Annotated in this window: 9 protein-coding genes; 1 reads left to right on the top strand and 8 read right to left on the bottom strand. The window is 41.9% G+C overall.

The window, feature by feature from the left end:
• Positions 1-110: 110 nt before the first annotated feature.
• The 6 genes from IPM95_06785 to IPM95_06810 form a co-directional block, all read right to left on the bottom strand.
• A complete protein-coding gene (locus tag IPM95_06785) occupies positions 111-1,646 on the bottom strand; it encodes a hypothetical protein (GenBank protein ID MBK9329009.1) in 1,536 nt (511 codons plus the stop codon).
• A 25-nt stretch (positions 1,647-1,671) separates the two neighbouring features.
• Entirely contained in the window at positions 1,672-3,240 is a 1,569-nt protein-coding gene (locus IPM95_06790) for a hypothetical protein (protein MBK9329010.1), read from the bottom strand.
• A 353-nt stretch (positions 3,241-3,593) separates the two neighbouring features.
• Complete coding sequence (locus IPM95_06795) at positions 3,594-8,798, bottom strand: gliding motility-associated C-terminal domain-containing protein (protein ID MBK9329011.1); 5,205 nt, start codon at positions 8,796-8,798, stop codon at positions 3,594-3,596.
• Positions 8,799-8,952: 154 nt separating this feature from the next.
• On the bottom strand, positions 8,953-10,302 hold the full coding sequence (locus tag IPM95_06800) for a choice-of-anchor J domain-containing protein (protein ID MBK9329012.1): 1,350 nt from the start codon (positions 10,300-10,302) through the stop codon (positions 8,953-8,955).
• Positions 10,303-10,342: 40 nt separating this feature from the next.
• Entirely contained in the window at positions 10,343-12,301 is a 1,959-nt protein-coding gene (locus IPM95_06805) for a TonB-dependent receptor (protein ID MBK9329013.1), read from the bottom strand.
• A complete protein-coding gene (locus IPM95_06810; protein ID MBK9329014.1) occupies positions 12,238-12,942 on the bottom strand; it encodes a hypothetical protein in 705 nt (234 codons plus the stop codon). Before IPM95_06810 ends, IPM95_06805 begins: the two co-directional genes overlap by 64 nt.
• 135 nt (positions 12,943-13,077) lie before the next feature.
• Here IPM95_06810 and IPM95_06815 point away from each other — a divergent pair, with 135 nt between their 5' ends.
• Positions 13,078-14,121 carry an endonuclease gene (locus IPM95_06815; protein ID MBK9329015.1) on the top strand — a complete coding sequence of 348 codons (1,044 nt, stop codon included), beginning with the start codon at positions 13,078-13,080 and terminating at the stop codon, positions 14,119-14,121.
• A 108-nt stretch (positions 14,122-14,229) separates the two neighbouring features.
• On the opposite strand, the gene IPM95_06820 is transcribed toward IPM95_06815, so the two are convergent.
• Positions 14,230-15,393 carry an endonuclease gene (locus IPM95_06820; GenBank protein ID MBK9329016.1) on the bottom strand — a complete coding sequence of 388 codons (1,164 nt, stop codon included), beginning with the start codon at positions 15,391-15,393 and terminating at the stop codon, positions 14,230-14,232.
• A gap of 84 nt (positions 15,394-15,477) precedes the next feature.
• Complete coding sequence (locus IPM95_06825; GenBank protein ID MBK9329017.1) at positions 15,478-17,925, bottom strand: T9SS type A sorting domain-containing protein; 2,448 nt, start codon at positions 17,923-17,925, stop codon at positions 15,478-15,480.
• Positions 17,926-18,039: the final 114 nt, after the last annotated feature.

Genomic DNA, 18,039 nt, shown 5'->3' on the forward strand with positions numbered 1-18,039 from the left:
TATCTCCTTGAATCTTTCCTATAACGGCTCCTGTCCCACTGCTATCTATGTTTTGTAATACCCCTACACCAACCAGACCACTCTTAAATCCAAAATCATATCCATTTTGATCAATAGTAGTATTTTTTGAATAAAGTTCCTCCCAGTTCTACCGGAGTTATAACGGAGCCGTTCCCGGAAAGACCGTTTTGTACATATACAGCGGAACCAACAGTTCCTAATAATGATAAATCTCTCCAGTTACTGTTTCCTGCTGTATCTTTTGAAAGGAAATACGCCGGTGCATACCCGTCATCTTTACCGGGATTAATTATCAGATAACCACTATTACCATAATTATTTGCTAATGTTATATCTCCGGACGACAACAGGCTGATTCCTTGTGTATTTCCACCAATTGCATTTGAAATATCAATCGGCCCACCAGATAACACACTTACGCCTTCATTATTATTGCCATAAGCATTCGATATATTTATTGCATTATTGTTGGATGAAATATTTACATGGTTTTGAGACTGTATCGTAACACTCTGTGTGGCGTTCATATTTATATCCTGTGCAGACAGGTTCACATTTTGGTTTGAATTCAAATAAAAACCACTCAGATTATTAAATACCATTTCGTATCCATTGCCTGAAATATGTGTATTTTCCGATAAAGTTCCTCCAAGTTTTATCAAATCTGAATTAGATGCAGTCAGTCCGTTACTAGCCTGCAGATTAAACGGCTCAGATTCCGGAATATGAATTGTATCTAATACAATACAGCCGTTGGAATCTGTAGAAAGTACGACATGAGACTTTTTCACATAATAAATGACCTCCATCCCATCTAACTGGAATGAGTTATTATTTGTCCATAAAAAGCTAGCGGTCACATTGTTTACTGATGACCTGTCGAAATCATCAATAAATTCATAACAGGAATAATACCCCCCGCCATATGTACCAACCAGTTTCATCTCTTCCGGGGAGTTTTGATCAAACTCAACTCTGTTGCTTGGGGTACTCAGAACACCATTAACGGACAAAGTCAAGGCCGCACCTCCTGAATAATTGTAGGTTGTAAATTGGTTTAAATGAATACGTACTATAATTTTATCAATGATATCACCCGGACACAATTGAATATTTACAGGAATTGATTGGGAATATTCATAGCCGTTGGTACCATCTCCCATAGTAGAACTGCACAATTGGAAAGTAGTATCTACCGTGAAGAAGGAACTATCAACACCTGAGACCTGGGCAGAAAAACCAGGAAATGAAGTAATTGCATTGCAAAAATAATATTGGCCACTTGTGTCATTCAAAAGCTGATTGAATATATTCCCGTAAAAGACAGTCCCTCCTGTTTTAGTTTGCACGAATGGAACAATACAATTGTTGTTTAGATTTCTAAACATTGAATCGAGGCACATACCGCCTGAAAAAAGGTATTGCTTAAAGTTGTCTGCTCTAAACTTATAACTTTCACGAGAAACAGAATCCTGTGTAAATAACAAGGTGCTGTCAGTTATCTGAGGCAAATCAGGGAATTCAGTAGGACGCCTGCCTTGTAATGATTGACCACTGACCGACAGCTGCAGCATTAAAATGAAACTGACAAATACAGCCTTGTTTGAGAATTTAAATGAATTCATATGAGTATTTTTCATTTTTATAATTTTATTCTTCAAGTTTCCAGTAATGTCCATCCTCCGTCGCCCAGAACGAATTATTCTCCGTAAACCATGCGTGTATCTTCTGCGTATCAGTATTGCAACCACCAACAATCCCGAAACTTAAATAATCAAATACCTTTTGATTAACAGCGTCAAATGTAAACGGATCTTGATTCAATACAAACTGCAGGCAGCCAATATCGATCTTATGATCACCTGTCATAACGACCTGCTGAACATAACTTATGTTTACACATAATTTTCCATTGATTTGGCTGTCAATACTGACTATATAGTTTGTATCATCTGTTGGATAGCTGTAAACGCCTGTAGGTTTAACGAATGTCGTATCATACGTCACACAAAAATGAAATCCATTGTTTGCAAAAGAAGCTGAGTCAGCAGACAACAATATGGGAACACAAAACCTGGAACTATCTAATTCAAAAGTGAGGCTTTTACAATTAAAGGTATCGACGTTTGCACACCCGTTTATAACAGCTGGCTGATATTCGTAAACAGCCTGGGGCAAGCCTAAAAAGGAACTGTTGGGAAACAAATCTATAGCATCCTTAATAAAACCACACTGATTGCCGGTACTATTTGGATTATTGATTACCCCTATATATCTGTATGACCCTGCGTAATTTCCGTTATTATATGGAACATATATCTTATTATCCGGACCCATTTGCAATTGGCCGGGAACGATGGTGTTCGAAGTAAAAATATCTATTGCACTGTTTTTCACATTAACCGCTTCTAAATCATATTGTGTAATCTTTTTTGAAAAAGGACTCGAAACATAAAGCTTCTTATTATCTATTGAAAACTCTGCCCCATAAGGATATGTGATACTGTCAACTGTAAAATGAACATTTGTAATTTGGCCTGTAGTTGCATTAAACCCAAAACATTGAAGCCTGCTTTTATTAAGCGGATCATCGTGATGAGCCTGGCAATTTATCAGCAAATTACTGTTTCTGTTAAATTTTAAAACTCCGCCCAATTGTGGAAATGCAAAATCAGGCGATCCTATAGAAATTGTATCAAACGTATGCAGTCCGTTTATATCCAGCAAATAAATGTAAAATACATTTGAATAGCTTTCCTTAGCTACCACCCAATAGTCACGCTTGTTTGCATGTCGGGTATAAGTAACTTTATCACTGGCAACATTACCCGCTAACAGGTTTATATTTTTTTTACCAACCATAACATCCCCTTTCCCGGAATTTAAAGCCATATCAACAACAGAATAGTATAAACCATAAAAATAGGTGGTAGTAAAAATGTAATATTGATTGACATGACCTGGAAAAGGAACAATCGCTCCTTGTTCACTATCATATCTGCCCAACAAACCTGTTCCATTCGGCATGGAATGATGAGTAGAGTCCCACACAGTGGCCCCATCTGTATAAAATAACAAATGACCTGAATTTTTATCTGAAACAGCTGAACAACCCTCTCTTGTATTTAATGCCCCATCGTATAATACTGTTGGTGGATTCGTATTAAAATTCAATCCAGCCTTATTTCCAAAATACCAGTTATTATTGTTTTTCTTCAAACTATTTGTCTGTGCATGACTGATCTGAAGAAAAGAAAAGAGAAAAAAAAGCTTAAAGAGAAATCTGTAATTTTGAATAAAACCTACTTTACACAGGGGTACTGATAAACAATATTGTATAAAAAACCTTGTACAGTTTCTGATATGAACTAAAGCAGGCAAAATCATGTATGACGTATATTTAACAGTTTAAATATTACAAATAACAAAACGCAGGAATACACCTGCACTCAAGTATCATACAACTTAGTTCAATACAATGTTATATAAATAATTTCATCTAACCAAACAAAAAGTTAAAAAAATGGAAAACTATTTATAATACGGTTGGAAAACTAAAACCAGTTCCTCATCTACCGCCGGAGCGAAATGAATCCTGCTTTATTATATTCATCATTGTCCAGATTTCTATACCTGAAAGAATAATAATACGTCCCCTCCGGCAATGGCGCTCCGTTATAGTTACCATCCCAGTCGTTCAGATAATTCTCACTGCTGTAGAGTTCCACTCCCCAAATGTTATAAACTGAAAATTCTGTTTTATTCCGAACGCATGGGATGCTGAATACATCATTTATGCCATCTCCGTTCGGTGTAAATGTATTTGGGATAACACATTCATCCATAAGGATGAAAACCCATGCACTTCCTTTTCCTTCATTCGGACAACCATTAATGAAAAGGCTGTCCGCAAAATAAGCAGAACAAATCTGGTATTGAAAACTATCTGCTTTAAAATATCCGCCGGGTGTATAAACCAAACTGCCATCATCCAGGACGGACACCGTTCCATTTGAAGGCGGAAAGGTTATTGCATCCTCCTTACAAAGCAGTAGGATATCTGTATTACTGTTTTTATCATTTTCCAGTACAGGTATTGTAATGCCGCTGAGTGAACTCATATGTACGACATCGTTTACGGCAACCAGCGGCGAAACAACCGAAGGCATCATGTTTAATACCATCTCATCTGAAACAGAATCCAGACAGGCATCGTTAGAAGTCAGCCTTAAAATGACTGCACCTGTATACCCTGAATCGGGAAGAAATGAAACCAGGTTGGGAAAATTTGTAGGCAATATATTGCTTAATGAACCACTACCGGAAACAATCGACCAGACGGCTGTCACGGCAGAACCTCCCAGAAAAGATGCACTTAACGTATATTCCGGAATCTTGTTGCATAAGGAATTATCCGGTCCGGCATTTACGATACCCGGTGGCTCTACGGTAACTGTCAATGTATCCGTAGTAAAACATTCTTCGTTGTATATTTTCCATACCAGTTTATATTCCCCCGGAATCAAATCAGACAACTGACAAACAGGAGAACTTATTGAAGAAAAAGTCACATCGCCTGGCCCGTCTGCCTGCTCCCAAATCCCCTGATTGGAATGGGTTGGTGCATTGGCATAAAGTGTGGATGTAGAGGAGCAGATTTGTTGGTTGGAACCTGCAATCGCTAAATCCGCCGCACTTATAACCGTAATCAACACCTCGTCAGAAGATGGGGGACAATTCGGACTTGATATAGTCCAGCGAAAGCTGTAAATACCTGGTACAACTCCTGCTACGGGTGAGTTGGGTTGTGCGGGAGAAATAATGAAGGGTGTATTCGGACCGGAAACAAATGACCAACTTCCCGTTGTACCTGTAACTGGACTGTTCGCAGATAGACTGACATTTCCAAAAACACAGAATTTTTCGTCGTTTCCTGCATTTGCCGCATTGGGAGTCGAATTATTGTTGATGGTAACGGTATCCTTTGAAAAACAGGATGCATCTGTATTAACTACAGTCCAAACAAATTTATAGGTCCCCGGCACCAAAGACCCGACAGTAGAAATGGGGGCATGCTCTGAAGTGATGTCAGCATCGGGACCTGCTATCTGTGTCCAGGTTCCGGTACCGACGGCAGGTAGGTTAGCTGAGAGAATGGTGGCATCCTGCTGACATAAATGCTGATCAGCTCCCGCATTTGAAACAGAAGGCGCTAAAGCCGAGACCGTTAATTTTACCGTATCCCTGCTTGGTGAACAGGCAGAACCATTGCTTATTGTCCAAACCATGATATAAGTGCCGAACATATCCAATCCTCTGACTTCTGAAACAGGATTGTTGACAGACGAAATAGAAACACTTGCAGGACCAGACACCTGAGACCATCTTCCTATTCCGTTTAATGGTACATTACCCTGCAAAATGGCATTCCCAAAACAGACCATTTGATCAGCCCCTGCGGCAGCCATGGTAGGTAAAGCATAATTGTCAATTCTTTTTAGATCACTGCTGGAACAGGTACCATTGGATAATGTCCATTTCAGGGTATACGTTCCAGGAACAGTATTTGTCAATACGGCATCCGGTGTATTCACATTAGGATAGAATTGTGCACCGGAAGGTCCGGATAAAACGGACCAGGTTCCTGTTTCGCCGTTTGCAGGGGTACTGCCATTTAATCTGAAAGATGTTACATTGCAGTAAGCACTATCCGGTCCGGCATTCGGTATTTGTGTGGATGTTCTGTTATAGATAATTACTTCATCAACTGTTTCAGGGCAGCCATAAGAGGCTGGTATTGTATACCTGAAAATATAAACGGAACCCGGGAGTAATCCGGAGATGCTGGCAATGGGGTTATTAGCAGGAGACTGACTGATGACAGCAAGTGGTCCAGAAATCTGCGACCACACCCCTGCACTACCGGTATTTGCCCGTAAGGTAGCTGAAGGTAAATTGCATAAATTTTGGTCGGGTCCTGCATTTGCCGGAATAGAAATATTAATGACTACATCATCCGTAGACGGCGAACAACTCGGTCCGCCTGCAACAATCCACCTGAATGTATACGAACCATTGGTTAAACCGGTCACGGTAGTTTGTGTAAACGTATTACTGGTTATTCTGGCGATGTTTGGACCCGTGACCTGTACCCATTGCCCTGTTCCAATAAGGGGCGGTTGGGCATTTAACTGTGCGGTGTTTGCGTTAACCCCGCATAAAACCTGGTCTGAACCGGCATTGGCCATGGATGGCGGAGAAGAAGCTGTTAACGTAACTTCATCTGAGGTATATGGACATACGCCATTCCGGATGGTCCATCGGAATGTATAAATTCCGGTGGTTAAGTTTGTAACCCCGCAGACAGGGTTGTCGGGGTTGGAAAGGAGCGCATCCCCATCTCCCGAAATCTGCGTCCAGACACCTGTACCATATGCAGGATTATTTCCAAGCAGGGTATATTCATCTGAACAGATGGTTGCATCTGTCCCCGCGTTAGCTGCAGTTGTATTCGCTGAAATGGTAATGACAACAGTATCGGTCGTACTATTGCTGCAACCCAGCACGGACACTGTCCATAAAAACTTATACGTACCATTCGCTGCACCGGATACTGAAGTGATATGGGTTGATCTGTCAGCTATCAAAACAGGTGCACCTTCAATCTGATACCATACACCGGAACCGGAGACGGGCCGAACGGCATTCAGCTGAATGGTTGAGGTTCCTTCAGGCAGGCATTGATCAGCTCCTGCATTTGCCACTGAAGGACCGGAAGATGCACTGGTGGTAATCTTAACGGTATCCTTAGACACAGCGCCACAGGAGTTATTGATTGTATAGGTGAATGAATACGTAGTGGCAGGCTGTAATCCGGATAGGGTCGGTGAGGGAACAGTATTGCCCGGAGAAAAAATAACGCCGGCAGGTTGCGACACCCATAATGCAGTTTCATCGGCATGCAACCCGTTTCCATGAAGTATTATGGGAGAGTTATAACAGACAGTATTATCGGCCCCTGCATTTGCATTTGTAATGAGCGTATCCGGAATAAAGACCTTTACATCGTCAGAATTGGACGGGCAGTTATTCCCACCCCTGACGGTCCATCTGAAAGTGTACTCACCGGGTATCAGCCCCCTGATGTCAGTAATATAATTTACCGGAGAAACAATGGTGGATGAAACCGGCCCTGCTACCTGGCTCCATCTCCCGTTCCCTAATCCGGTAAGTACAGGATTATTCCCGGCAAGCTGAGCTGTTGGGGAAGAACAGGCAAAATATAAATCTGTGCCTGCATTCGTTCCGGTTGGAGTCCGGGAAACGGTCACATCAACGAAATCACTTACTGCCGGACATCCCATACCAAAGGAGTAATTTACTTCCACCCGATAGGTTCCCGGTAATTTTAACCCGTTTATATCATTAAATAATCCATAACCGGTCGGATAACTGCTAAATGCGCCCGAAGGACCGCTGATTATCCTGTAGTTCAGCGTACCGGCACCGGTCGTGGTTGCCGGAATGATAGTCGATGTTACATCACATGGGAGAATCTGGTCGGGACCTCCATTGACAGAACCTTGCTCAAAGAATGAATAGCAGACTAAATTATTACTTGAACAGCCTGAGCTGGTATTTTGAATCTTATAATTAAAGCAATAGGTTCCATATTCTGTAATTCCTGTAACCAGTGTAGATGGATTATCAGGTGTCGCAATTGTCAGTGGAGAACCGGCGGTCTGTGTCCATCTTACTGTCTCTCCTGCGTAAAGGGGTGCATTTCCCCTGAGAGTGATTGAATTCACTAAACCGCAATACTTTGTTTCAGTACTAAATGAATTTGAATTGGCAACAGTGGAAGCCTGACCGGGCGGAGGCACCACAATATGCACTTCATCATAGCCGCTGACACATGGCCCAGTCACTGTATATCTAAATACATAGGTTCCTTCCACCAAATCACATACCCTGGTACCGGGGCTGTTTGGCTGCGTTATGGCCGGCACCGATGGCCCTGACACAAAAGTCCAGGTACCGTTTTGTCCGCCCAGTCCGCGTCCGCCATTGGATGCCAATAAATTTGCGCAGGATGACGCAGAAAAACAATTCCCTAAAATCTGGTCATCGCCGGCGAAAACTGGAGCGACACCGCCAAAATTTGTTATTGACACATCATCGCTGGATGTACATCCGTTGACGGTGGTTATTGTCCAGCGCAAAATGGACGTTCCGGCATTATTCGGATTAATCGAAATGGGCGATCTGGGATTATGGATTTCAGCAATCGAAATACCAGCAGCATTGGATCCTACAAATGTCCATTTTCCGATCTCTCCGGCATGCAGCGGGAGATTGGCATAGAGCGTTGAAGTCGCATTGGGACAAAAAACAGTGTCCTGTCCTGCATTGGGAGTTGTCAGTGGAAGCACCGTTATGGTAACAAAATCCTCTGCAATATACCCATCCCTGCATTTTATGCTCAATCGGAATACATAATCCCCCGAGCCATATCCGCTGACAGCAGTAATCAAAGTATTTGGTGAATGAATAATAACGGACGGACCGGAAACCTGTGACCAGTTCACAACTGCACCAGACGCAAATAAACCGGAACGGGTTCCATTGAGTGTCATACTATCGTTCTGGCAAATGGTATTGCCTAAACCGGCATTAATGGAACAATTCTGACTATAGATATTAGCATTAATTACCAGCAATAATAATGTGGCAAGCAACCTTTTTCGCATATGAAGTGGCACTGATATTTTATGCATACTATCCTATTGACAAAATATCATAGTTTTGGATATATGAAGTTAAATTTTTATTCTATGCTGAAAAGTTTATGTTATTCACATTTTTTAATAAGTATCATTTAACAAAAAAGCCTCCCATAGGGAGGCTGAAAAGTCATACTTGACCATTTTATTAATGAGAAATTAAAACATTATCCAAATTGTACTGTGTCGTATTTGTTGCAGGTGAATAACCGCCGGTATATCTGAAAGCGAAATATACGGCAGTTCCGGTAATGGCGTTCAAAGAAACCGGTGTGGCATTTGAAAAACTGGTTGTTGCTGCCGGTGCATCATCCACCAATAAATTCCATGTAGATGACGATGGGTCGCCGCTGCCGGAATAATTGGTGGAATATAATACTTCCATCTTTATTGTTCCCGTTACAAATCCCACATATCTTCTCCATACTATTTTTTCATCGGTAGTGGCGTCCAGGTTTACAGGCGGCGTAATTAACCAGCAAATATTGGATGGCTGTTGCTGTGAGACGGTTGAAGTGTATGCGGAGACACGTGCATTTTTATCCGATGAACCGTATCCGTACCAGTATTTTGTACCCGCTGTTGAGAAATTAGTCCAGCTGGGAATAGATAAATTCCCGGAGGTAGATACCCCGTTAAAATTTTCATACAATATCGTATCGACCACCGGAGGAGGAATGTCAATACAATTCGTACCTCTCAGATTCACATCGGACGTATCACGTATGGAAAGCTGTTTGGTGGAGTTATACTTCGTATAAACGCCTAAAATGGAACCATTTCCTTCCGGTGTTCTGGCAAAGGCAAATGTGCAAAAAGGGCTGGTTCTGACAGTAACGGTTCCGCCGTCACAATCCCCCAGAATTCTGTCTCCATCATCCGGAACAGCTTTATTCACTTCTGCATAAGGCGTATCGATACTCGTACCTTTAAATTCCACATTTTCAAACTGCACCAAACGGGAAAGGTAGGAATCATTCAGCTGACCAATCGTAATATGCTGAACCAAAGGTGCGATATCATTTCCTGTCGGGCCTTTTACAATTACCTTTGGCAACAAGGCCTGCGCAATTCTACCGACACTGGTACCATCCACATAGCCGCCTAACTGAGGGGTGCCGCCATAAGTACCCAATGCAAGGCCCTGACATTTTACATAAATTTTTCTGCCTATCGGATAATCCGTATACAACCCGGAAGACACATCAATGGAAACTGCGATGGCAGCATTACCGTCATCAATCACGATAGACTTATAGAAGCTTCCGGTTCTATCATCAGCAATTACGATTCCGGCAATATTTACATCATCCGGAATAGAAACCGGCGAACCACCTGTATAATATGCCTTCAGGCGGCTGATACTGATCGTATCTAGGTTGGGATCTGCCGTATTTCCGGGTGGCTCGTCAAACGTATCCTTTTTACAAGAGGTGGCGGAGGAGATAGCAACCAGCAGGGCAATTGCTATAAATAATTTCTGGATGGATGTTGTCATTTTATATCAAATTATAATTTTAAAATTTATTACTCAACAATTAAAACCTATACGTCAGGTTCAGATAAAAATTGATTCCGTAGGCATAGGTGTATTTTGCAGGAAACTTTGAAGGATCTTTTTCAGCAAAATCAAAACGCAGCTGTTCTCTCCCGCTGACGATGAAGTTTCTGTTGTTCGTGACATTGCTGATTCCGGTATTCAGTACCAGATAATGTTTGCCTGCATCCTTCCCCTTCATGTTTTTGAAGGTGGACTTCAGCCTCCAGGAATAACCGCCGGACAAATCCAATGTCCACTGTCCTTTCCTATTATAGCGTTCCTGATTCACAATGGCATACCATTGTTCCGACTGATAGGGCACCGCATCCGTAGCACGTTCGGTGCGGTGTGTCGGCGCAAAATCAGAATAGAACCGATCGAAGAAATTCACATTGGCACTCACATACCAGAATTTCTTGGAACGATAATTCAAGCCCAAAGAGTAAGCCTGCTGAGGAACATTGGCCACATAAAAATTCTTACTGTAAATAAGGTCTGTCTGAATCAGTTCCGGCTGGTTGTCGATGGTCAGGGTACCTATCTGGCGGCTGGTATAATAATACTTGCCTACCGATGCCACCAATGAAGCGCTCAGCCCTTTATATATTTGGGCCTCGACACCCAATTCACCGCCAAAATGCCTTTTATCGATATGGGTAAGCGTGTAACTGGCCAAGCCAAAATAATCATCGTCAAAATAAGTCAGTACGTTAGAGCCATCTTTGAAATCGGTAAAATAGCCGGTTGCGCGCAACTTAAGGATAGGAGAATTATAAATATACCCACCTTCCACTGAACCAATTTTCTCACTTGCAGCACCATTTGCTATATTTCTGGTTCGTGGGGAAATGAACAAATTATCCCAAAAAGGGGCACGGGTCTGGTAGGAACCATTGGCATAGACGTAGTGACGGCCGCTGATCTTATATGTCAATCCGCCTTTCACTAAAAAATTGTTATAGGAATATACTTTTGATTTCCCTTCCGAAGTTGTCGGATTCAATCCGTTTCGATAAAATCCTTCCCTCCATTGGGTCGTATTGGAAAACTCTGCAGCCACAAACCAGTCGACATGTTTAGTGTGTTGGTTGGCTTGTCCCCAAACACTTGTTTTATGCACTACCGATGCATAATTGTATCCAAATTTATCGCCACTACGGACGATATGTCTAGGCTGGTTTAAATCTGAATAAGCAGCACTCGGATTCGCCAGAGAGTCACCTTCTGTAAAGGCGTCCACATCATAAAAGAAATCAGCTCCTAACAGATCTTTGGCACGTTTGAAATTTTTTGTTTGCTGAAACTGGTACATCACCCCTGCCGTCAAATCTATATTCTTAACACTCACGTTATAAACAGAATTAAAATTAAAGCGTAAATGATTCTGCACATCTTCCTTTAACACATATTGCCCTCTTAATCCGGTAACATTATTCCCTGAAATGCCCTCTGCATCCTGAATGGTTGTGAGATTCTCCGGATTTCTGTTTCTATCATACAACTGCGCCCAGTTTACCTGTAATAATGATGGATTTGTCAGAATTAATTCAGTCAGGTCTGATGCCTGTTCTGGCAGTCCTTCATGAATCAGATAACTTGGCAGGTATTTATAATAATCCGGTCTTGGATCCGGAGCATCGCTTCTGTCAATACCGGAAAGGCTTCTTTCACCGAAAGAAAATCCTGCGGCAGACAGCAAATTCATGTTTTCTTTTGGCTTCCATTCATGTGTCAGAATGAATGTAGGCTGATGTCTGTATTCAACCCTGGAGTTTCTGACTTTACCATTCTGATAACCCCAGTTGGGATTGTAATAATTGGAACCTGCCAATTCATAAGCCTCTTTTGTGGTCGCTCCGGCTTTTCCCTGTTTGGTGGGTGCACCAAAAATGGTCAGTGCCAGGGACTGCGTCTTAAACATTTTCTGTACGGATGCGAAATAAGAAACACTCTGCATGGCCGTACCTTTGATATAGCCGTCTTTCCCCCATCTTCCAAACAACGACACTGCAACACTCCATCCTTTTTAGTGATACCAGTACCATAGGTGATGCCGCCCCGAAGATCATAGGTCCTGTTTGATGTTCCAATAGTCACACTCAGTTGTTTCCGTTGTTTCGCAGCACGGGAATCGATGGAATAAACTCCGCCAATGGAACCGATGGAGAAAGTGGTCGGTTTTAGTCCGTAAGAATTCTCCCGGTTCCGGGTGACATCATTCAGGCCGGCCCACAAGTTAAATGCACCAAATCCGTTGTCGATATACTCCGTCGGGATACCATTCATATAGGTATCAAAATAGTCGTTATCATATCCTCTGATGCGGAAACGGGCGATGCTGAAATTAAAATTGGCGGCGGACAGGAAAGGGTCTCTTCCGGCACTTAAAACAGGTGATATACTCTGATCTGAACCACCTTCATCGTTCGCTTCAATATCTTCTAAGGTAATGACAGGAATATCATCCTCTGCAGCAGCATCTGAGGTATCGGCTTGCATTCCGTTATTGGCCAGGGAATCCTGAATTATTTTCGAATTTGCCGGCACCATAAAAGGAAGCAAAATACACAGTAAAACAGACAAAGACTTTTTAATCATAAAAGTTGGTATTAAATTTGAGATGCTTGTGTTAAAAGCAGCCGACAAAGTTAAAGATAATTCTTCAATAGTATATGTCCTTACATTTCATATTTTCCACAATGAACAATCACAATTAATACGTATTTTTAGCCTATGAAAACTATTTTTGTACTTACCATCTCCCTATTTACAGGTACTTTTCTTTTTGCTCAAAACAAACAGTACAAGGTGGTGCTGGCCGGCTTCTATAATCTGGAAAACTTCTATGACACTATCAATCAGCCGTATGTGGATGATGAAGACTTCACACCGGATGGCAGCTATCATTACACAGGCGGTATTTTTTGGGATAAAGTGGATCATTTAGCGGAAGTACTGTCCCAAATCGGCACAGATGTTTCGCCGGACGGCCTTGCCTTTTTCGGTTGTGCGGAAATAGAAAACAGAACAGTGCTGGAAACCCTTGCCAATCATCCGAAATTAAAATCCCGGAATTACCAGGTGGTCCATTATGACGGCCCGGACCTGAGGGGTGTGGATTGTGGATTCATGTATAATCCTAAATATTTTAAAGTATTGGAAAGCCGTTCAATTCGTGTAAACCTGAGCCTGGTGGTGAAAGACTGGAGACCAACACGCGATATTCTTTTCATAAAAGGTATGCTGAACGGCAGTGATACTGTTTTTGTATTTGTCAATCACTGGCCATCCCGGCGCGGAAGTGCGGAAGCAACCGCTCCCCTGCGCGAATATGCCGCCAGTATCGGCAAAGGCATCATCGATTCCCTGATGTCTGTCAATCCAAATACAAAAGTATTGGATATGGGCGACTTAAATGACAATCCAACCGATCCTTCCATGGTAAGTGTCTTGAAATGTGTAGACAAGAAGGATAAATGTCAGCCGGGTGGTTTATTCAATCCCTGGGTGGATTATTTTAAAAAAGGAATCGGCACACTGGCGTTTAATGACTCCTGGGGCATATTCGACCAGATCGTGTTATCTTCCGGGTGGTTAGACCAGAAACAGTCCGGTTACTTTTTTCAAAAAGCCAGTATCTTCAGCAAGGATTTCATGATTCAAAAAACAGGCAAATACAAAGGCTATCCTAAACGTACCTGGGATTTTAATATTTACAATGCCGGTTACAGCGACCACTTCCCTACTTACCTGACACTTCTCAAAGAAGTGAAATAAAAATAGTTACCCTAAAAGAAACGTTACGCAATCAGTTCACAATTATAAAAAAGGGTTGCTTCTTTCAGCAAACATGCACTTCGTGTGAATGACGGCAGTAAATCATTATTATTGCTTGAACAGCGGTGTGATATTATTTTCTCCTTTGTACAGCAAATTGATAAAATAAACTCCGTTAGGCAATCCGCTGATATCAATGCTGAACATTTGAGCATTAGAAGGAAGTTGTTCCATACGGATTTTTCTTCCGACCATATCCAGAATCTCCAGCATGACTCTATCAGAAAGCGATCCATTCAGGCGGATATTCAATTCTCTCTCAGCCGGATTTGGAAAAACGGAGAAATCAACGGCCCGGTGACTCACAATCGCCGTATTTACACAGGAAGATGAAATACCATTCGGGCCGAATATCTTTTCCACCCAGTACGGGAAATCAACATACGGGTTACGGTTACCCTGAATGGCAAACACCGAATCGTTGCGTTGAATCTCAAATGCACCCGGAGGATCTTGTTTGTGCCATTGTACACAAAGCTGTACTATCCAGGAATCCAGCCCGGGATATTTATTGCCATCCAATACATAATCCGAAGTACTTCTTCCCAACATAGAAGGTAATGAATCCTCATATCTGGTAATGAAATACAAATACGCTCTGGCGAAATCCCCTTTGAAGTCATCACGGGGTTCAAAAACATTTGATGTGGAATATCCAAAATTAGATGCTGATTGTGAAGTACCCACCTTACTGTTATTGTTTGAGGTGTAGAACGCACCGTTCACATATCCAATAGGGACGTTTCCTTTCTTGAAATTGGTAAACCCGTCCGCAGGCCAGATAAAATGCATATCACTATAAGCATCCTTCACGGCATTGTCATTACTGCCTCCGAACCAGGAAGTAGGAAAGGTATGTTCCTTATCATAACACTGGCATTGGGCTGAAGTAGATGCACCTAAGCAAAAATCGGTCGGGTATCTGAAATTACAGAAATCCGTACCTCCGGGTATATCTGAAGAATAACGGTCCACAATAACATACCCACCGCCCGTTTCAGCCGGCTTGTAATCTGTACGGTTATAATTATTATCTACTAATGAATAAGGAACTAGTGTAATATTGTTCGAAATCAGATGATACAGCTGCGTCTTGAAATTGGCGCAGGATCTGGTGCTGTCTAATGAATTGTAATAGGTACCCGGGCCGGCAAATACCGAAAACACCGGTAATAGAACAGCCAAAAGAATATAAATTAGTTTATGCTTCATCGTGTGTCGTTAAGATAAAAAACCTCGTCCCTGAATTGCAATACTGCAAAATACAGAAACGAGGCAATTTAGTAGTCTGTTAATTTATTCAACCAAAAATGAGATGGTGCTGTTTTCATTCTTATAGCGGATGTTAACCAGGTAAATCCCTTTGGAGAAAGCAGATACGTCAATTGTCTGTATTTTCACACTGACAGGCAACTGCCCTGCCACCACTCGTCGTCCGCTGACATCAATCACCTCCATCATGGCCGGCTCAGACAACGGTTGTTTAAACAGGATGGAAAGTTCCCCGGACTGAACCGGATTCGGAAAAACCGAGAATGTTGTCGCAGCCGCATTTCTCACGCCGGTTCCTGTGGCTGTTGTTGTATCACGCTGGTTCACCGTTGGAACTATCAGGCTCTTATATAGTTTAAACCCATTACAAATTTTATAAGAATACACCGCTACTCCGTAGCTGGTATTTGGTGTCAATCCTGAAATGGTGAAATTGGTATCCACATTGGTGGTAGCCACTTTGGCAACATACGTCTTAGGTGAATTGCCTACAGAGTCTCCTGGCACATAATTCACACTATCTCTCAAATTGGCAATAAATCCTTTTGCAATCACCACTACATATCCATCTGCAATGACTTGTTGTTTGAAGTGACCGGCAATCGTTGTTCCAGTCACATTACTGAATACTAAATTCTGTGGTACTGCATTTGGTTCAACACAAACACCACCGGTAGTGGTCGCATTGGTCTTATTAACATTTGTCGTGAATTTAACCTTATAGTTAGGACCTCCCGAACAACCTGTATTTTTAAACGGAAAAACAGCAAAATAATAGGTCGTTCCAATATCTAAACCGGTTAAAGTAAATGTTGTATTCGTACCGATATAACCCACATAGCTGGAATCTGTAAATGCACCGGATACCTGTGTCAGCAATTGACCAACGGTATAGGTTGTTCCATCATTAACACCTACTAAAAATGAACTGTTCTTTCTATATACCACCAGGTATCCGTCTGCACCGCCTGAATGCGGTGTAAAGGTAGCTGTAATGGAATTGTTGGTGGTTCCGGTAACGGTAATGCCTGTAATGGTATCCGGTTCTGCACATGCCGGTACACCTCCGGATGTAATTGTGTCATCCTTAAGTGGGGTAGTTCGTAAATAATTCGGCCCGAAAGAACATGTATTGTATGGTACCACAGCGAAATAATATCTAGTACCTGCGGTCAACCCTGAAATGGTAAAATTGGAATCTGTTCCAACATACGCCACTTTTGATTTAAAACTGGAATATTTAACAGAATCACCGATAACGTAAGGAATGGAATCTAAAGGGTATCCAATATTGGAACTGGTGCTGTATACGACAACATATCCACTCGGTGCCGGAACAGATTTAGTAAATTTTCCATTAATGTTGGAATTATCAACTAACGTGAACTGCAAATTTGTTGGTTTTGAAGTAGGTTCCGGACATGCATCAATCAATGTCTTGGCCGTATCATTACCTGGAGAAGCGATTTTATAATTTGGTCCGCCTGTACAACTGACATTATTGTATGGATAAACATACGCTTTGTAGGTAGTATTGGGAACCAATCCGCTTTTTGAAAAAGTTGTGCCGCTGCCACTGCTTAATACGGTCGCAGTTCCTATTAATTGACCAACACTGTAACTTGTAGCATCTGTGATGGTCGGAACGGTAGCATTACTGTCTAACAAGACCAGATAGCCGTCCGCACCATTCCCCGTGAAGGAACCGGAAACGGAAGAAGTGCCTGTTGCAGTTAATACCACATTCGTGACAGATGTAGCTGGTTCAGTACAAGCAGAAACGGTACCAGTAGTAAATGAGATACTAAAATCATCTACTGCCAATAGATCATCTGAACCTGGAGTAGCATCAAAATCATTGAAACGAATCCAAAAAGTAGCTCCATTCGGAATAGCCATTCCTGTAACGGTACCAGACACATTGGAAAAAACAGTATTGCCATCTAATGCTTGTGCTGTAGTCCCTGTGTTTGTAGAACTACCCGTTAAAGCAGGCGCAAGCGTCCAACTTCCCTGATATACAGAGTCTGTACCTGTAGCATATTCGAACAACAAAGTATCTTTATACCCTGTATTTGTATTACCGCGTCTCCATTGCTCGCATCTATAGGAAACAGTTGCTGAAACAATGGTAGAGCCTGTGTTATTTACAAATTTAGCTCCAAAGTAAAGTTTGTTAGTGTTTGCATTTGTAGTTAATAAAGAACCAAAAGCTCTATCGCTACTACTTGCAGCACCGGCTGAATAAAACCCGCCTGTAGTTGATGAACCGGTACCTGCTGTTATAGATGGTGAATTGGGAGCATATCTCCACCAATTTGCAGGAATCGGATTAGTCGTTGAAGTTCCGGTTGCAGGCAAACCATCAAAGTTTTGTGTGTAAGCGGTAGAATTTGTGATGGAAATTTGTGCTAAAGCCAATTGTACCGTCACACACAACAACGCTGCAAAGAGTGTACTTATTTTATTCATAAAAAAGAGTGTTTTAAATTTTGAACAACTCAGCAAAAATACAACTAATATTCAGAATAATGGTGCATCTGAAAAGTGTATTTCAGGTGAATGTGGATAAACTTAAGAACAGAC

Source organism: Sphingobacteriales bacterium, from assembly GCA_016719635.1.
Lineage (GTDB): Bacteria > Bacteroidota > Bacteroidia > Chitinophagales > JADIYW01 > JADJSS01.